This is a genomic window from Sulfitobacter sp. (assembly GCF_036961165.1).
Lineage (GTDB): Bacteria > Pseudomonadota > Alphaproteobacteria > Rhodobacterales > Rhodobacteraceae > Sulfitobacter.
On the sequence record NZ_JBALVJ010000024.1, the window covers coordinates 1 to 16,567 of the forward strand.

At 54.5% G+C, this 16,567-nt stretch carries 17 protein-coding genes and 1 pseudogene; 6 read left to right on the forward strand and 12 right to left on the reverse strand.

All coding sequences use genetic code 11. The features are described 5' to 3' along the window. Positions 1 to 19: 19 nt before the first annotated feature. On the reverse strand, positions 20 to 250 hold the full coding sequence (locus V7730_RS11730; RefSeq protein WP_335747779.1) for a hypothetical protein: 231 nt from the start codon (positions 248 to 250) through the stop codon (positions 20 to 22). A 419-nt stretch (positions 251 to 669) separates the two neighbouring features. Between V7730_RS11730 and V7730_RS11735 the strand changes: the two genes are divergently transcribed. Beyond that, entirely contained in the window at positions 670 to 1,218 is a 549-nt protein-coding gene (locus tag V7730_RS11735; protein WP_335747780.1) for a hypothetical protein, read from the forward strand. Between the two features lie 260 nt (positions 1,219 to 1,478). Here V7730_RS11735 and V7730_RS11740 read toward each other — a convergent pair whose 3' ends face one another. The 3 genes from V7730_RS11740 to V7730_RS11750 are packed head-to-tail and all read right to left on the reverse strand — an operon-like array spanning position 1,479 to position 3,792. Continuing rightward, positions 1,479 to 2,045, reverse strand: a complete 567-nt coding sequence (locus tag V7730_RS11740; RefSeq protein WP_335747781.1) for a DUF4386 family protein — start codon at positions 2,043 to 2,045, stop codon at positions 1,479 to 1,481. Beyond that, positions 2,038 to 3,075 (reverse strand): NAD(P)-dependent alcohol dehydrogenase, encoded by a 1,038-nt coding sequence (locus V7730_RS11745; protein ID WP_335747782.1) that lies wholly within the window; start codon positions 3,073 to 3,075, stop codon positions 2,038 to 2,040. The genes V7730_RS11740 and V7730_RS11745 overlap by 8 nt, the downstream gene beginning before the upstream one ends. Before the next feature lie 12 nt (positions 3,076 to 3,087). Then, a complete protein-coding gene (locus V7730_RS11750) occupies positions 3,088 to 3,792 on the reverse strand; it encodes a DUF4386 domain-containing protein (RefSeq protein ID WP_335747783.1) in 705 nt (234 codons plus the stop codon). A 132-nt stretch (positions 3,793 to 3,924) separates the two neighbouring features. Between V7730_RS11750 and V7730_RS11755 the strand changes: the two genes are divergently transcribed. After that, on the forward strand, positions 3,925 to 4,827 hold the full coding sequence (locus tag V7730_RS11755; protein ID WP_335747784.1) for a LysR family transcriptional regulator: 903 nt from the start codon (positions 3,925 to 3,927) through the stop codon (positions 4,825 to 4,827). A gap of 2 nt (positions 4,828 to 4,829) precedes the next feature. Here V7730_RS11755 and V7730_RS11760 read toward each other — a convergent pair whose 3' ends face one another. Beyond that, the gene (locus V7730_RS11760; RefSeq protein WP_335747785.1) at positions 4,830 to 5,444 is read right to left on the reverse strand and encodes a TetR/AcrR family transcriptional regulator; all 615 of its coding nucleotides are present in this window, start codon (positions 5,442 to 5,444) and stop codon (positions 4,830 to 4,832) included. Between the two features lie 122 nt (positions 5,445 to 5,566). Here V7730_RS11760 and V7730_RS11765 point away from each other — a divergent pair, with 122 nt between their 5' ends. Beyond that, positions 5,567 to 5,998, forward strand: a complete 432-nt coding sequence (locus V7730_RS11765) for a DUF4345 family protein (RefSeq protein WP_335747786.1) — start codon at positions 5,567 to 5,569, stop codon at positions 5,996 to 5,998. Between the two features lie 125 nt (positions 5,999 to 6,123). Here the strand turns inward: V7730_RS11765 and V7730_RS11770 are convergent, their stop codons facing one another. Further along, entirely contained in the window at positions 6,124 to 6,894 is a 771-nt protein-coding gene (locus V7730_RS11770; RefSeq protein ID WP_335747787.1) for an SDR family NAD(P)-dependent oxidoreductase, read from the reverse strand. Between the two features lie 105 nt (positions 6,895 to 6,999). Between V7730_RS11770 and V7730_RS11775 the strand changes: the two genes are divergently transcribed. Further along, positions 7,000 to 7,569, forward strand: coding sequence for a TetR/AcrR family transcriptional regulator (locus V7730_RS11775; RefSeq protein WP_335747788.1), 570 nt, complete (start codon positions 7,000 to 7,002; stop codon positions 7,567 to 7,569). Positions 7,570 to 7,713: 144 nt separating this feature from the next. Here V7730_RS11775 and V7730_RS11780 read toward each other — a convergent pair. Then, a pseudogene (locus V7730_RS11780) lies at positions 7,714 to 8,730 on the reverse strand (alpha/beta fold hydrolase). 55 nt (positions 8,731 to 8,785) lie between these two features. On the opposite strand from V7730_RS11780, the gene V7730_RS11785 reads away from it, so the two are divergent. After that, a complete protein-coding gene (locus V7730_RS11785) occupies positions 8,786 to 9,505 on the forward strand; it encodes a helix-turn-helix transcriptional regulator (protein WP_335747789.1) in 720 nt (239 codons plus the stop codon). Between the two features lie 193 nt (positions 9,506 to 9,698). Here the strand turns inward: V7730_RS11785 and V7730_RS11790 are convergent, their stop codons facing one another. Beyond that, a complete protein-coding gene (locus tag V7730_RS11790; RefSeq protein WP_335747790.1) occupies positions 9,699 to 9,959 on the reverse strand; it encodes a hypothetical protein in 261 nt (86 codons plus the stop codon). 273 nt (positions 9,960 to 10,232) lie between these two features. Between V7730_RS11790 and V7730_RS11795 the strand changes: the two genes are divergently transcribed. Next, positions 10,233 to 11,213: an IS5 family transposase gene (locus V7730_RS11795; protein WP_335747791.1), complete on the forward strand. Its 981-nt coding sequence runs from the start codon at positions 10,233 to 10,235 to the stop codon at positions 11,211 to 11,213. An 803-nt stretch (positions 11,214 to 12,016) separates the two neighbouring features. Here V7730_RS11795 and V7730_RS11800 read toward each other — a convergent pair. The 4 genes from V7730_RS11800 to V7730_RS11815 are packed head-to-tail and all read right to left on the reverse strand — an operon-like array spanning position 12,017 to position 16,560. Further along, positions 12,017 to 13,234 (reverse strand): MFS transporter, encoded by a 1,218-nt coding sequence (locus tag V7730_RS11800; RefSeq protein ID WP_335747792.1) that lies wholly within the window; start codon positions 13,232 to 13,234, stop codon positions 12,017 to 12,019. Between the two features lie 10 nt (positions 13,235 to 13,244). Next, on the reverse strand, positions 13,245 to 14,435 hold the full coding sequence (locus V7730_RS11805) for an acyl-CoA dehydrogenase family protein (RefSeq protein WP_335747793.1): 1,191 nt from the start codon (positions 14,433 to 14,435) through the stop codon (positions 13,245 to 13,247). A 17-nt stretch (positions 14,436 to 14,452) separates the two neighbouring features. Next, positions 14,453 to 15,646 (reverse strand): CaiB/BaiF CoA transferase family protein, encoded by a 1,194-nt coding sequence (locus tag V7730_RS11810; protein WP_335747794.1) that lies wholly within the window; start codon positions 15,644 to 15,646, stop codon positions 14,453 to 14,455. Then, positions 15,643 to 16,560: a polysaccharide deacetylase family protein gene (locus V7730_RS11815; protein ID WP_335747795.1), complete on the reverse strand. Its 918-nt coding sequence runs from the start codon at positions 16,558 to 16,560 to the stop codon at positions 15,643 to 15,645. The genes V7730_RS11810 and V7730_RS11815 overlap by 4 nt, the downstream gene beginning before the upstream one ends. Positions 16,561 to 16,567: the final 7 nt, after the last annotated feature.

Consider the following 16,567-nt stretch of genomic DNA (forward strand, 5'->3'; position numbering starts at 1 on the left):
CTGTGTCCAAAGTTATCGGTCATTCCGTCATGCGCTGAAAATAGCGACAGAAACCCGGTGTGACACCGAGAAAGGATGCTATCAAATAATGGCCGAATAGCCCTTCGTGGTGTGGGAAGTCTTCGCGAAACCACGCAAGGCGGTCTGCGCCGCCAAGTGCGGCAAGGCACCACTCCCGATCAGCCTTACGGGCCAGTTCTTGCTGCAAAATGCCGTTTGCCCACTCGCGAATTGGCTCAGATGCTAACATAAGCTCAGTCAAGGCGCGGCTGTTCATTTGCGCAACCAATGCATCCGCAATCACATCTATTGATACGAGCGAGGTCCCGTTTCTGGTTCTCGCGACATTTGGTGCGACCACGCATGGACCAGCGTGGAAGCCGACGCAAACGGCTCGGCCTTCTGGGTCGCAAATTTGGCTCGTGGCGCGCCCATCAAGAATGATGTGTTCAAATGGGTCTGGTTCGCCCTGCGTCGCAATGCGACGCCCCCTTTCTACATATTCAACACTCCATGCTGCCGCGAACTCACGCGCGGTGTCTTTGTCCAAAGCATTCGGGGGACATGTCAGATAAGTAAACAGGTCCAAATCGCGAATTCCTTATCAAACGATAATGCCAGCTTTGCTCGCGCTCAGTACGACAGTGCTAATGGTAAGGAGAACAACCAATGAAAATGATGATACCAACTAAGAAGTACGGGCGGCAAGCGGCACTTTTCGGTCTCGCTGCCGCCGGATTCTATCTGCTGATGATCTATATCACGTTGGCGCACATTGAGGCTTTGTCCGGCCTTCGCCCTTTCGACATGCGCCCCGGCGGATATTCGGCTGAACAGGCAAATTCGCTGATCAATGCCTTGGGATCCAGTGGAAGGCGGTACTATCTCACGCGACAAATTCCACTTGATCTGGTTTATCCTTCGCTCATGGCGCTGACCTTAGTATCATTGCTCAAATGGCTTGGATCACGAGACGTAAGTCAAAAGCTTGTTCGAATTGGAACTTGGCTTTCGATTACGGCAGCTATCGCTGACTATCTAGAGAACGCCGGCATCTGTCTCATGATCCTGAGTTGGCCAGAAACATCAGCCAACACTGTCCTGGCGGCAAGTGTCGCTTCCATTGTGAAATCGGGCTTAACGACGGCTGCTGTCTTGACCGTCTTGCTTAGTGCTGTCTTTTGGGCGTCTAAAAGAGCGCGTACTTACGCTCGGTAGATGCCTGCTGAAGATCGCATCGGGAAGCGCCAATATCGTACTTCAGAGTAAAGGGGTATGGCCATTGAGACCCCAAATAATGGGTTAAAAATGTCAGACGTTTCTGGCCAATCCTTCGCACATCGACCAAACTGACGGTCGAAGCCAAATTTGCCGTCCAAGGTTGTTGTGGCGAAGGTTTCAAATGAGACCGAAGGGCGCGGCCTAGTGATACCGCCTTTCGCAAAGAGCGCGAAAGGCGGGCTTTCGGGCGGATCGGGTTAACGTGCTGTTGCTTGCAACCACATCCCCTGACCACGCAGTACAAGAATGAGGCCGAACATGACCTCGAATGCAGCACCTGGAAGCAGCAGTGCCATCGACGCTGTCTCGAAACCGTATGTCGATGCAATCATCGCGGCGATGAGACATATGTACCCCGCGAAACCCAACGCTCCGAGCACCGTGGGAATGAACTTTGACCTGATCAACCAGAGGCACATAGGTAAGCTGCCAAGGCCGAGAGCAATCATGCCGAATTGATAGAAGGCGTCTCCGGTGAGCGTCAGTCCCAGGAACATTCCCTGTAAGGCCGTAACGCTAATGCCCAACAACATACCTTCAGCAATACGCGCCATGAGATAGATGTCTCCGCTGCGTGGCGCTGTTGTTGCGATTATCGGGCGCATCAGCAATCCGATGATGATGACTGCCACGGAATTGCTGAGGCACATAAGTAGACCAAGCCAATGCCATTCACCGCCCAAGAGGGCTTGTCCAACGCCGAAAAGTGGGAATGCCGCCAAGATGCACAGCCCAATGATCCGGAACCTGAGAATATCAGACATGGGTGGTCTCCATCAATTGAAGATCTTCGTTAGCGTTTAAACCTATCTTGCCAGTTGGAGTGACCGTCACGACGACGTTGCCCTTCTTGTGCCCAGTATCGACATGGGCATGTGCGGCAACCATTTGCGTAAAGTCAAAGTTCCGATCAATCACTGGATGGAAATCACCAGCCGCTGTGAGATCGACGACCTTGCTCAGGATACTGACAGCCTCCGACGCTACACCGCCAATCATCCGTTTGCCGCGCAATCGTGCCTTCAACCCACCCAAGATCATATCGGATGTACTTCCCGCGATCATCAGCATGCGGCCCTTTGGTACCAATGCATGCCGCGTCCGGAACCACGGTGCGGTGCCAACGGTATCCACGACCATGTCGTACAGCGGCCCTCTTTTTGCAAAATCGTGTGTGTTGTAATCGATGACGTGGTCAGCACCGATTTCGCGAACTAAATCGGCGTTCGCGGCGCTGCAAATGCCCGTCACCTCGGCTCCAAAGTGTTTGGCAAGTTGCACGCAGGCTGATCCGACGGACCCAGACGCCCCATTGATCAGAACACGTTCACCAGCGCGCAGTTTGCCTTTGTTGATCAAGAAGTCATAAGCGGTCGTGGCCCCAAAGGGGATGGCTGCTGCCTCCTCAAAACTCAGGTTTTCAGGCTTCAGGACGATTTTTCCATCTGCAGGCATGGTGATGTATTCCGCATGGGCGCCAAACTTTGCGCCTGGGAAACCGATGACGGCATCCCCGGGTTGGAAAGTGGTCACATCTGCACCGATAGCTTCGACTACCCCGGATAGATCAGTTCCAAGAACCGGCTTGCGAGGGCGCGTTATGCCGAAGACAAGTCGTCCAACTAGTCCTAACCCAGCGGGCATCGTCAAACTCCGAGCACGCCAGTCACCCGCACTGACGGTGGTTGCAACAATACGGATCAGCACTTCGTTTGCTTTAGGTGTTGGGGTTGGCAGTTCAACGTAATTCAAGACGTCGGGGCTGCCGTATTCAGTATAAGTATAGGCATACATATCAAGGGCTCCTTAAGCTGACTGAGGTATGGAAATGGATTGGGTAGTGTTGCCGCGCATGCCACGGATGAGCAGCCAGAGGCCGAAGCCGAGTTCCGAGATCGTTACAATCGTGAGCAACCCGATAATGGTGATGTCCAGTACGGCAACATCAGTGAACGTCAGTTCAACAAGGCCTTGGATCAGATAGCCAAACGCTCCTATAAACAGACCCCAACCCAGCAGATGCGGGACCAATCTGGATCGCAGGATAACCCATCCAAGGGCCAGCAAATGTGCGCCAAAGAAAAGCTGCCAGACGTAAATGCCGAGGGCGTGCGCCTCGAAAAAGATTTGCGCAAAAGCCTGACTGTCAGTCGGGTCAAGCCCCATCGGCTGGGTCAACAGCACGTAGGGCATGACCCACAGCAACAGGTTGATCCCCATGACGACGATCATACCCAAACGGGAGACCATCGCGATTAGGGCAAGGCGTGGGCTGGTGGTGCGAAACATCTGATACAGGATGACCGTGATCGCAATCTCAAGTAGGATCACGGCGCTATTGGCAAGGATACCCAATCGAAAGAGCCCAAACTGATCCATCAGATTGGCGGCAGTGGTTGCAGCATCCCCAGCCACGACGATCTGCGACGGCACATAGCCGATGCTGAAACCACCGCAGACGGAAATGGTGAGGTACAGGGCCCCGGCGATGCGGGCATCTTTCAGGTTCAATGTATTTTGAGTGTCCTTCGACGTGAGATTTCCTTTCATGGGTCAAAGCGCGACCGGATGAGGTTGTTGGTGTTGGCTGTTGTCTAGCCCCTGCACGCATTTATGCGAATTGACCAAATCCTGTGATTTGATATGCATATCTGCATGGATTGGCGTTCAGTAAAATTCGACTGGAACAAAGCACGGGCTTTCTTGGTCACCGCAGAAGAAGGATCATTGTCCGCCGCTGCGCGAGCGTTGGGCATGGCGCAGCCAACCCTTGGCCGTCAGGTTGACGGGCTCGAGCAAGAACTCGGCATCGTTTTGTTTGAACGTGTCGGTCGTGGCCTCACACTCACGCCAAGTGGTCTGGAATTGCTGGAACATGTCCGTAGCATGGGGGAGGCCGCTGGCCGTGTCTCGTTGACGGCCCTTGGTCAGTCGCAAGCGTTAGAGGGCACAATCTGCATCTCTGCGAGCGAGACCTACGCGGCTGTGCTGTTACCCCCGATCATCGCCAAGTTACGCATCAAGGAGCCCGGTATTCAGGTTGAGATTGTCGTGGCCAATCATGCCAGCGACCTTCGCCGCCGCGAGGCCGATATCGCGATACGCAACTTCCGACCGACTGAACCCGATCTGATTGCCAAGAAGATCGGAGATGCGGATGCGATTTTATATGCAACTCCGGATTATATCGACAAGATAGGCAATCCGACGAAGCCCTATGATCTGCGCCACGCTGAATTTGTGAACATGGACCATGGTGGCATGATGATCAAAGGGCTCAACACGCTTGGTCTTGGCCTGACAGAGGCGAACTTTCCACTTCTAACTGAGAGCTATCTGGTCATGTGGGAACTTGTGCGCCAAGGCGCAGCTATCGGTATTCTGGACGCTTATATCGGCGACGCTGACCCAGTCGTGCGCCGAGTTCTGCCTGATCTCGAACCGCTCGTGTTTCCGATCTGGCTCGTCTCCCACCGGGAACTCACAACCAGCCGCCGCATTCGCAGGGTCTACGATTTTCTGGCAGAGGAATTGAGGCGGGGTTAACTTCAGGACGCAGTATCGACAGGGGAGATAATGCTCGTGAGCAATCTGTCGGTCATCATCGTAGCGTCGGCCCACGGATAATCACGGATCGTATTGAGACAAAGTGCGATGCCGATCATTCCAGATATCAGTGTGTCGGTGCTTGCTTTGACGTTGCTCTCATTTTGAAGAATGTCCTGCACCAGATCCGAAAACATCTGAAAGTGTGCCAACGTTTCTTCGTCCATGACAAATGTGCTGACGTCCGACCGCGTTACGTCATTCGACATAAAGACGAGCCTAAAATGGTCGGGATGATCGACCCAATAAGATACAAAGGCCTGAGCAGCCATTTGTAGACGTTCAGCCGGTGCATCGATCCGTTCTAGTTTTCTTTGAATTTCGCGGGACATGTCGGCAAGTACGTCCGCCCACAGATATCGTAGAATATCCTGTTTGCCCTCAAAATGCGCATAGATCGTCATCGGGGCACATCCAACTTCCTTGGCAAGACGGCGCATCGAAACCGCATCAAAACCTTCTGCGCGATAGATCGCGAGTGCTTGCTTTGCGATCTTTGATCTGTACTCCGCAATATCACTCTCGCTGCGGGGCGGCCTGCCTGCGGTCTTAGCCATGGGTTGGTTTCTCCAATAGTATTTTAGTACGCGTCACAAATAATGCTTGCGCTGTCAAGGTCACATTAATATAGCACGCGTATCAATTAAAAGAGATGCCCAACTAAACGCCCACAAGGAACATGGAAATGAAAAAGATCAATTTACTTAATCTGGTTGTCATCATTGTCGGCGTAGCCATTATTTTTCTCGGGCTGAACGTCGGTCTAGGTGGGATCAAAACACTCGGCTGGCAAACCACACGCGACTTCGTGGCGATCACGGATGCTGCGATATTCCACGCTCAAGATAGCCACATAAGGTTCATTGGCGGTATCTGGTTTGGTGTTGGTGCAGTCTTCGTAATCGGCGGTTTTGAGATGCGTACGTTCCGCCCAACATTGATTATTCTGTCCGCGATGATCGCGATCGCGGGCCTATTTCGACTGAGTGGCATGGACAGCGATGTGATCTTCAGCGCGGCAATTGCCCCGTCCATTTCACTGGAACTTTTTGGCTTTCCGCTTCTTGCGTGGTGGCTCGTCGTGTCGGGAAGACGAGAGGATCAAAGCTGACGGTTAACGGAGCGTTCACGCCTACCATATCCTGCCCAAGCAAAGTTGCAGCCAATGCTGGTTTGCGGCGTCGCCGATCCCCTTCGTTCAAAACGATAGCTATTGTCGCAACGCCGCTCCGTGATTTATTTCATCTGCATGTCATAGACCATTTTCATCACCATGCGGCGCGGTAGGAGAGGGACAAGCCAGTTCAACATGAAGCGCATTTTCGGATCATTGACGACGCGCAACTTGCCTTTGAGCATCGCATCATACCCGAACTTTGCGACGCTTTGCGGTTGAGCAGCGCCGTCATTCATCTTAGCCATTTTATCCATTGCGGCGGTCTTCGCGAATCCCGTCTCCACGAAACCCGGCTCTAGCGTCGTGACGGTCACACCGTGGGGACGCCATTCAAAATCAAGCGCGGGGGACAACGTGCTGACAAAAGCTTTGGATGCGAAATACGTCGCCTGCAGTGGACCTGGTTGATAAGCACCAGTAGAGCTGACGTTAAGCACCTTGCCGCTACCGCGCGCGACCATGTCTTTACCGACCAAATGGCACAGCTGCACGAGCGCGTTGATGTTCAAATCAAGCATGGGCATATCTGCCTCAAGGCCGCGATCAAGGAATTTTCCGTGCCTGCCAAAGCCGGCGTTGTTGATTAAGATGTCGATCCTATGCCCTTTGATCGCCTCATAAAGCGCCTTTGCGCCTCCCTCAGCGGCCAAGTCGAGCGGCACGGTCATCACGGAAACCCCGTGTTTCTTCTCTAGTTCATCCTTCAACGCGTCCAGCTCTTTTATGCGGCGTGCTGTAATGATCAGATCGCCACCTTTACTGGCATGGTAGCGGGCAAACTCGCGGCCAATCCCAGAGGAGGCACCGGTGACGAGAGCAGTGTTAGACATGTGAATCTCCAATATATGTCAATGCGTGTTGACATACAGGTATGGACATCAGAGTCGCTTGTCAACATCTGTTGACAAGCGTCACCTCTCCTATAATGTGCGCCTATGCGAAATTCAGACAAAACACGCGAAAAGCTCCTATCTGCTGCCACAGAAGTATTTTGGGATCAGGGATATTCCAACACATCGCTGCGCCAAATTGCGCGAATGGCTGATGTGGATGTTGCGCTCATCTCTCGGTATTTTGGCGGAAAATTAAAGCTATTCGAAGCGGCACTGACAGCGGGCCTTTATTGGCCCGAATTGATTGATCCCGACAACGACCCAATCAAAGTTGCCATCGCGAAATACACCGCCTCATCTTCAGAGGATCACAAGTTCTCGATCACGCGCATGATTGTGATGAATGCCAGTGATCCACAAGTCGGAGACATGGTTAGGCAAACACTTTTTGACACTCTCGTTGCCCCGCTCGAATCCCGAATGGACGGTGAACACGGGGCGGCGCAATTGGCCATGTTTTTCTCTGTGATCATAGGCGCATCCGTCGCGCGGCACTCTCTTCTCATGCCTGGAATGGCCGAGGTGGACGCAGACACGCATGCGCGGCAATTACGCTATTTGATCGATGCGGCTCTTCAATTTGAAATCAGTGAGGAGCCCACGGTTCCGTGAAGCAGGCATCAACCTGAAAATATGCGCGATGCCCGCTTCTCGGCCGTGGTGTAGACGCGTCAGTCGAAGGGTTGCCTTTTTCGTGCTCGAAGCGAATTGCATAGATGCAAACGGGGCTATGGTAAACTTGAAACCTGCTGCGGGCTAGCTGGCATCCTGCTGCTTGAGCCAGTCCAATATCGCTTGGTTTTTTTCTTCCGGCTTTTCTTGTTGAATCCAATGACCGCAATCTAAATTGACCACCTCTACATTGGGTACGAAATCTGTCAGGTTCTCGGACTTCGCCACTGGATCACAGTCGCCATAAATCATGAGCGCGGGTTGTTGGATGATCGGGTCCACGTCCGCCAACAACTGCCAGTTGCGATCAAGGTTCCTGTACCAGTTGATACTCCCTGTGAACCCTGTTGTCTCAAATGCAGAGACGAAAACGGCCAGATCGCTGTCGGTCATAACCGGCTCACCTTGCGGTGTTTTCTCTTTGGCGAGGTTGATCATAATCATACCCGGTGCAGGCGCGACAGGGGGCTGGTTCTTGCGGTATAAGTTGCGCAGGAACTGGGATGTATTTTCGCCCAACACGGCATCTGCGACGCCTGGCTGTCGATTGAAATGAACAAAGTAGAAGTCGGGGCCCATGAATTGCTCCATCATCTCGATCCAAGGTTTTTCCCAACGTTCCTGGTAAGGCACGCTCAGGTTTATCAGTTTAGTTACGCGGTTTGGATGCAACAACGTCAGCCCCCACACGACCATTGCGCCCCAGTCATGGCCGACAAAGGTGGCGTCGTCGTATCCGTAGTGATCCAGAAGCCCAACAAGATCACCCGTCAAATGTTTGATGTCATAATCTGTGACGTCGCTTGGGCGGGATCAGTTGCCATACCCCCGCTGGTTCGGGGCGATGACGTGGTAGCCCGCTGCGACAAGGGCGGGGACCTGATAGCGCCATGAATAGGCATGCTCTGGCCAGCCATGGCAGAGAACAATCGGATTTCCTGCATTGTGCTGGCCCGCTTCAAAAACCTCGAGCTCTATGCCGTTGGTGGTTATCAGGGTCGGCTTGGGAAAGTCGGTTGGGTTAGACATGTTCTGTTCCTTTATCACTTTTTGGGATGTGTCAGACACTTTCAAAATCGCCTTGCTAACATGCATTGCCATTGACTAATATCTAATGGTGCCAAATACTGGCACCATTTTCTGGTAGTCTTTCAAAATGAACATTCGCCTCCGACATGACGCCATCGTGCGCAGCCTTCGCCGCAACGGGACCTCGACAATCGCCGAGCTGGCGCAGGACGTTGGCGCATCGCGTCGCACCGTGTTGCGCGACATTAGCGCGCTGCGCGATGAGGGTTTTGTCATTCATTCCGAACCGGGGCGCGGCGGTGGTCTGCAACTTGATCCCCAATCCGTTCAGGCCACGGCGCGGCTTTCAGTTGCCGAGGTCTTCGCACTTCTCATCAGTGTTGCTTCGATGCGTGCGGCCGGAAATTTACCCTTTTTCGGTCTCGCAGACGCCGGACTTGCCAAGATCGAGAAAGCCTTGCCGTCGGATAAGGTGCGCGACCTGCGCCGGTTTCTGGATTGCTTGTACGTCGGGGAGCTCGCGCCGCAGGTCGACCTATCAAACATGGGCGCGATGGACTCCGCGCTACTGCCCGCATTCGAGACTGCATTTCTCGAGCGGTTACAGCTGCGGTTCCAGTACCGTGACGCAAAAGGGGTCGTAACCAGCCGCATTGTTGAACCGCAAGCCATGCTAATCTTGCCACCACTTTGGTATTTGGTGGCTTGGGATCCTACGCGTGAAGATTTTCGATATTTCCGCATGGACCGGATAGGTAAACCGGAATTCGTTGAAGGCGCAACCTTTCGGCGACGCCATGTGCCGTTCGAGGATCACGTCCGCCCAATTCGCGATTTACCGCGCTGACCACCTCGCATTACTTTGCGCATAGCCATGAAATAGATTGAACCTTCACTGGTGGCTCAATCCGTCCGAAGACACCAAACCGTTTCTCCTGCACAATAAGTGCTAATTTATCAATTATTTAGCTTCTTCTCTCGTTTCTCGACATGATTCAAATTCGCATCACTCATCTGGTGATTGAAAGACGACTTGCCCTTCAATTTGATTCCATAAATTCAGGATAAATGGCGTTCACCGGATAAGCGTCGTGGTCATGGGCGGGGATGATCGTTAAGTTTTGCTGCAGCTTCATCAGTTCATGGACGCGTAGGATCTCTTGTTCCAACTCGCTGACGTTCGCATCAACAACGCTCCGCATCAGGGAAAATTTGTGAGCAGGTTTTTGGAAGCCCTCGACGCTCCATGTCGTGTCTCCGGTGAAAAAGAAAACACCCTTCGCACCGAGATTGACAAACATCCCAACAGATCCAACGGTGTGCCCCGCCATCGGGACAAGAACCACGCTTTGGTCTCCGAAAAAATCTAAGCTGCGTTCGTAACTCAGATGAGACTCCGAGCTAAAATTAGCTGTTTGCCAATTTATGTCCTGACTGTCGAACTGGCTAATGAGGTATCCTGAAGTGGTCCTGCTTTTTAGGACAGTTTTGCGGCTTGGCTAAGATGGGCGTTGTTGCAGGGACCCCCACTCGGCTGATATTGGTTGCGGTCTGTTCTCTTGAGGATGATTTAGATGCCGCATAAATTCAACGCTGATCGTCGCGACAAGATCCCAAAGCAAAAGCGCCGGGTGACCAATTGCGCAGAGTGCGACGAAAGCCTGCGGCAGCGTGGTGGTCTGACGGTTTGGATCAGCGATGACGCGCTTGCGGTGTGGTCGGCTCCACCACGCACAACACCTGGTGGCCAGCCTGTCTATTCTGATTTGGCGATTGAGATGTGTCTGACTCTCCGCATGGTTTTCAAGCAGCCACTGCGGCAGACACAAGGCTTGATGCGCTCCATTGCCAAGCTTCTAGGCGTTGAGATCACGGTGCCGCATTTCACGACCATGTCACGCAGGGGCAATGGGCTGAGCTTGCCTCCCCAAACTACATCCAGGAGCGCCAAACAACCCGTGCAGCTCGTGGTGGATAGCACCGGGCTAAAGATCTTCGGCGAGGGGGAATGGCTGGAGAAAAAGCATAAAACAAAGAGGAAACGGCGCTCATGGCGCAAGCTGCACCTTGGCCTTGATCTTGCCAGCGGCCATATCGTCTGCTCCGATTTGACCACAGATGACATTGGTGATCCAACCGCCCTTCTGTGCCTACTGGATCAGATCGATGGCCCCGTAGACCTATTCTTGGCGGATGGTGCCTATGATGGTGAGCCAACGGTTCAGGCTCTCAGTGAACGCTTCGGTTCGGCGATCAAAGTCACAATCCCACCACCCAAGAACGCGATCCTGAGCCCTGACGCGGCTCAAAGCCCGAGCGCACGTGACCGTCATATTGCCGACATAGCTGCCCATGGCCGGATGGCATGGCAGAGGTCATCGGGCTACAATCAGCGCAGCCGCATTGAGACGCAGATCGGCCGTTGGAAGGCCGTCATCGGGCCCAAGCTCAAGGCGCGCAGCTTCGAGAACCAGAAAACGGAGGCCAAGATTGGCGTCCGAGTTCTGAACCGGATGACCAAACTTGGCAGGCCTAATTTCGAACGCACCGCCTGAAATCCGTCTCGGGTAGGGCGCGTTCCGTGCTCAAGGTCATCTGTGCAACAAGGCCCTTTCAATATAAAACCAATGGAGTTGACGCTGTCTACGAGTGCAACGGCAGGCGACCAGCCAGAGATACGTTGGTTTCAAGAGCGTGTTGCAGCAGCAGCAAAAGCGTTGGCGGCTAAGGAATAAGTTGCATAGGGCTGCTCAACGCAAAATTTCGTCTATAGCCGATTGACGGGGTCGAGAACGGTAGAGTTGCAAATCCCATTTTCATGGAAGCGGACCTTAGCCGCACCACCGAAAATCGGTAAAATGGGCTCTCAGCCGCCATTCGCTGCGCTGATCACCAACGGCCGCTTTGCCCTTAGCATAGGATTCCACACTCTCCCGCAAACGACCCTTAGAAGAGTTTCCCTGCGCGGCTTTGATCATCCGATTGGAGAAGAAGGGGATATCTCAGCTTAGATTTACTGAGCGGTCCTAACTCGTCAAGCAGTTTTGCAGCTTCTCAGCCCTGTATGCAATCGAAGCGTGATGATTTGTTCCCACCTGAGTCGGCGACTATGGGAGGCGCAGCAAGTGCACCGACCAACTGAAAGTAGTAGGTGCATTGAAGTCACCGATGGCATCTGCACCGGGATCGTAGTAAGCGCAGACCGGCGGCCAGTATCGATGTGGGTTGGGCGAGAAGGTGCCCTTGGAAGCGGCAAAATACTGATAATGGCGCATATGTTACTTTTGTTGTAGAGATGGAATAATGTTGGCGGGATGGGTCAGATATTGATTAAAATAGAGTTTTGCAAAAGTTGCTTTCATGCTTGAGATTTGCGCAGTTGGAACAGAACCAGAAGCAACCCCAAGCTGATAAGGGAAATCGACATCAGCGGTAGAACAAATCCTGCACTCAGGTCTGACAGCAACCCAAACGAAAACGGGCCCAAGACACCGCCAATTTCAGCAGAGGTAAAGAACATACCGCCCGCCAGTCCCAGCCTTTCGGGGGGGATGTTAGGCGTTTCCATCAAGATCAGGATCGCGATGGTCATCATTGATCCGCGCGCCAGACCTTGCAGGACCAGCCCGCTTGCCAATACCGCAGATGCATTTGATTGTAGCAGCAGGCTGGCTAGAAACGACATGCAAAATAGGCCTCCCATGATCGCCAAGCGGCGCTCGGGTGTGGCCAAACGCGGGATTGCCAATACGCCCAACACGCCCATCGCTGACGGGATCGCGGCCCAAAGTCCTGCCTCAACCGGCGTAAACCCACGGTCGCGCAGCAGCTCGGGCAACCAGTTGTTCAGCGCATGGTTGATGAAGAAAATCCCAATGCTCATGGCAAGGATCAGCCGCACCTCGGGCAGGTGTAGGATGTCGCGAAAGGCGGCCAGATTGAATTTTTTTCCTTGTTCCGCACCGCTGCCTTGTTTGTCAAACTCAGGATGGCAGGTAATGGCAAACCAGATCACGCCGGCCGTCAGCACCAGACCCGCATAAATCAACATGACCCCGCGCCAGTCACCGTCTGCCAGCGGTAGCGCCACGCTGTTGGTCAACCCTAACGCAAAGATGCCGCCCAGATAGGGACCGGTCACATAGATGCCCATGGCCGTGGCCCGTTGTGTCCCGTCAAACAGGTGGGCGATCGTCTTGGGGGCACCGACCGAGATCAGCGGCCCACCCAGCCCAAAGAGTGCTACGGCCAGCATCATCTGCATTGGCGTGTCGGCAAAACTGCGTGCAAACAGTGATGCAGCCATGATCAGCGTTGCCACCAACAGCATCGAGCGCACTCCGAACTTGTCCAGCAGAATGCCGCAAGGGATGGCCGCGACGATATAGGCCAGTGGCCACGCGCCAAGGATGCCGCCCATCAGCGTATAGCCCGCCCCCAGATCCACACTGATAGGGGCGATCATCGGTGCCATTGAGGCGATGGCTACACCAAAAGAAAAGTAGATCAGCCAAACGCCAAACAGGATGAACCAGCGAAATCGCGTTTGCTCTGGAACGACTGGCGCTGTGTTCATGCCCCTACGCTTAATAGCTGCGCGGTAGGCCAAGGACATGCTGGCCCAAATATCCAAGGATCATGTTTTTGGATATAGGGGCGGTCTGGTACAGCCGCGCCTCACGCCATTTGCGTTCAATCCCGTATTCGCGGGCAAAGGCAAAGCCGCCGTAAACCTGCATGCACATCTCAGCGGCCTGCCACGAAGCATCTGCGGCAAGCATCTTGGCCATGTTAGCCTCAGCCGCGGCTTTGTGGCCGGCATCAAACATCGCGGCGGCTTTTTTGACCATCAGTTCCGCAGCTTGGGCAGCGGCATAGGCCTGTGCAATGGGGAACTGGATGCCCTGATTTGACCCGATCGGATTGCCAAACACAGTGCGGTCCTTGGCATATTCCACGGCCTTGCGGATAAAGAACTTTGCGTCGCCAATGCACTCATATGCAATCAGGATGCGTTCGGCGTTCATGCTGTCGACGATGTAACGAAAGCCATTGCCTTCTTCGCCCACCAGCGTGTCGCCGGGGATTTCAAGGTTGTCAAAGAACACTTCGCAGCTGTTGTGATTGATCATCGCGTCGATCTTGCGTAGCTGCAGTCCTTTGCCCAAAGCCTCGCGCATATCCAACAGGAATACTGATATGCCATCGGAGCGTTTTTGCACATCTGCGGCAGGGGTCGTGCGGGCCAAGAGTAGCATCAGATCGGACTGATACGCGCGGCTGGTCCAAACCTTTTGACCGTTCACAATGTAGCTGCCGCTTGGTGTGCGCTCTGCTTTGGTCTTGAGCTGTGTTGTGTCGCTGCCGGTTGTCGGCTCTGTCACGCCAAATGCTTGCAAGCGCACGGCCCCGCTGGCGATGTCCGGCAGATAGTGCTGCTTTTGCGCGTCTGAACCGTATTTCAGCACCGTGCCCATCGTGTACATCTGCGCATGACAGGCGGCGGCGTTGCAGCCGCGTTCGTGAATGGTTTCCAGCACAGCACCAGCCGCACTTAGCGGAAGGCCGGAACCACCGAATTCTTCGGGGATCAGGGCTCCGAGAAAACCCGACTGCGTCAGTGCCTCGACAAATTCGGCTGGATAGGTGTCCGACTTGTCCAGCTTCAGCCAGTAGTCGTTTGGAAAATCCTCGCACAGCTTTGCCACTGCATCGCGGATGTCGATCCAACCTTCTGATGCCGGAATCGAAATGCTGTCCATGTCCATGCTGTTCATTCTTTGTCCTGTTAAACTTAAATTGCGCCATTACTGCGCAGGGATGCGATGCGGTCGGCGCTGATCCCGAATTCGTTCAGAATCTCGTCCGTGTGTTCTCCTGCATCGGGTGTTGCTGAGACGATTGATGCAGGTGTCCGAGACAGATCAATGGGTTGTGCTACCAAGCGGACATTGCCGCGCACCGGATGTTCCACCGATTGCGCCATGCCCAGATGCTGGACCTGCGGGTCGTCGAACACTTCTTCCATCGTATAGATCGGGCCTGCGGGTACACCGCAACCATCCAACAGATCAATCCATTCGGTGGTGGTTTTTGTCGCGAAAATCGGGCGCAAAAATCCCCAGATTTCGGCGCGGTTTGTGGTGCGATCACCCATTGTAGCATAGACTGGGTTGTTGCCCCAGTCAGGCGCGCCAAGGGCCTCGCACAACGCGCGCCATTGCCCGTCTCCGCCCACGCCCAGATTGATGTGCCCGTCGCTGGTGGCCACAACTCCCATCGGCGTGACCGTGGGGTGATCGTTGCCCGCGCGTCCCGCCACCTCGCCGTCCACCAGATAGCGGGCGGCCTGAAAATCCATCAAGGCGATCTGCGCTTGCAGCAATGATGTTTGCACCCACTGCCCTTGGCCGGATTGGGTGCGTTCCGTGATCGCCACCAGAATGCCTGTTGCCGCATACAGCCCCGCTGACAGATCTGCCACGGCGGTGCCTGCGCGGGTTGGTGGCCCGTCCTCGAAACCGGTGGTGCCCATCAGGCCGCCCATGCCTTGGGCAATCTGGTCAAAGCCTGCCTTGTTCTCATAGGGACCGTCTTGGCCAAAGCCCGAGATGGAGGCGAGGATGATGCGCGGGTTCACGGCACGCAAGGCTTCGTAATCCAGACCCAGCCGCGTTTTCACACTGGGGCGGAAGTTTTCGACTACCACATCGGCCTGTTTCACCATGTCCAGAAACAAGGCACGTCCATCGGCATTTTTCAGGTTGAGCAGCATCGATCGTTTGTTGCGGTGCAGGTTCAGCATGTCATAACCATCACGGCTGCCGCTGACACCGGCGTTTGTATCCATCCCTTCGGGGGCGTCGATTTTCACAACGTTGGCCCCGAAATCCGCCAGCACGCGGCAGCAATGCGGCCCCGCCCGCACGCGGGTCAGGTCAAGCACGCGCAATCCGGCGAGGGCGGCCGAGGCTTGCGGCGCGCTCACGTCGGGAACCCTACGTTGTACTGCGCCACTTCGGCACCATTTGTGCCGTCGGCCTCAATGAACCAATCGCCCAGCGTGCTGGAGGTGACAAAGACAGTATCGTCGCGTTTCATCAGCAAATCCAACGCCTGTTCAAAGTAATGGGCGATATGTGGCACGCCAATGATGTGGGGGTGCAGCGCCAGCGTCAGGACACGCGGGTTCTGGTCCAACTCGCGCTCGAACACGGCCAAGGTCGCCTTGAGTCGCGTCAGCATCTCGGCGCTGGTGCTTTGCTGGATGGCATAGATCGGTACGTCGTTCAGTTCGAACGTATAGGGCAGGCCAACCATTGGCCCGTGTTTCGTGCGCATCCAGACGGGCAGGTCGTCCAGCACCCAGTCGTGTAGAAAATCGAGCCCTTCGGCCTTGAGGATATCAGGCGTATCATTGCTTTCGCCCAAACCTGGCCCCAACCATGCGCGGGTGCGTTTGCCGCTGGCTTTCTCCAACCGGTCAAGGCTTTGACGGATCACCGCGCCCTCATCCTCGACCTGTTTCAGCGATTGCTGGAACCAGCCATGGCCGACCAACTCCCAGTTGGCATCCACCACGGCTTGGGACAGAGATGGATACACATCAGCCACCTGTGCGTTCATAAAGGCAGAGACTGGCAAATCGCGGTCCTGCGTCATTTTCATGATCCGTGGCATGCCCACACGCATCCCGTATTCGACCCATGAATAATTTGGCACATCGGGTGGGGCAGGGGTGGCACCATGCGGGGCGGGAATAATACCGCGGGGCATGGGGCGGTCAAAAGGCCAGTATTCAATATTCATCGCCAGATGAACCATCAGGGGTTTGCCTTTGAGCGGGACAAGTTTGTGCCGCTGCGACGCCATTTGATAGGGCACACGAGGATTAGGCCACATGATATCG

What these genes read in the sequence shown, in the direction of transcription:
- V7730_RS11730 (WP_335747779.1), bottom strand. Translation starts at nt 250, where the DNA reads ATGTTAGCATCTGAGCCAATTCGCGAGTGGGCAAACGGCATTTTGCAG.
- V7730_RS11735 (WP_335747780.1), top strand. Translation starts at nt 670, where the DNA reads ATGAAAATGATGATACCAACTAAGAAGTACGGGCGGCAAGCGGCACTT.
- V7730_RS11740 (WP_335747781.1), bottom strand. Translation starts at nt 2,045, where the DNA reads ATGTCTGATATTCTCAGGTTCCGGATCATTGGGCTGTGCATCTTGGCG.
- V7730_RS11745 (WP_335747782.1), bottom strand. Translation starts at nt 3,075, where the DNA reads ATGTATGCCTATACTTATACTGAATACGGCAGCCCCGACGTCTTGAAT.
- V7730_RS11755 (WP_335747784.1), top strand. Translation starts at nt 3,925, where the DNA reads ATGCATATCTGCATGGATTGGCGTTCAGTAAAATTCGACTGGAACAAA.
- V7730_RS11760 (WP_335747785.1), bottom strand. Translation starts at nt 5,444, where the DNA reads ATGGCTAAGACCGCAGGCAGGCCGCCCCGCAGCGAGAGTGATATTGCG.
- V7730_RS11765 (WP_335747786.1), top strand. Translation starts at nt 5,567, where the DNA reads ATGGAAATGAAAAAGATCAATTTACTTAATCTGGTTGTCATCATTGTC.
- V7730_RS11770 (WP_335747787.1), bottom strand. Translation starts at nt 6,894, where the DNA reads ATGTCTAACACTGCTCTCGTCACCGGTGCCTCCTCTGGGATTGGCCGC.
- V7730_RS11775 (WP_335747788.1), top strand. Translation starts at nt 7,000, where the DNA reads ATGCGAAATTCAGACAAAACACGCGAAAAGCTCCTATCTGCTGCCACA.
- V7730_RS11785 (WP_335747789.1), top strand. Translation starts at nt 8,786, where the DNA reads ATGAACATTCGCCTCCGACATGACGCCATCGTGCGCAGCCTTCGCCGC.
- V7730_RS11790 (WP_335747790.1), bottom strand. Translation starts at nt 9,959, where the DNA reads ATGTTTGTCAATCTCGGTGCGAAGGGTGTTTTCTTTTTCACCGGAGAC.
- V7730_RS11795 (WP_335747791.1), top strand. Translation starts at nt 10,233, where the DNA reads ATGCCGCATAAATTCAACGCTGATCGTCGCGACAAGATCCCAAAGCAA.
- V7730_RS11800 (WP_335747792.1), bottom strand. Translation starts at nt 13,234, where the DNA reads ATGAACACAGCGCCAGTCGTTCCAGAGCAAACGCGATTTCGCTGGTTC.
- V7730_RS11805 (WP_335747793.1), bottom strand. Translation starts at nt 14,435, where the DNA reads ATGAACAGCATGGACATGGACAGCATTTCGATTCCGGCATCAGAAGGT.
- V7730_RS11815 (WP_335747795.1), bottom strand. Translation starts at nt 16,560, where the DNA reads ATGTGGCCTAATCCTCGTGTGCCCTATCAAATGGCGTCGCAGCGGCAC.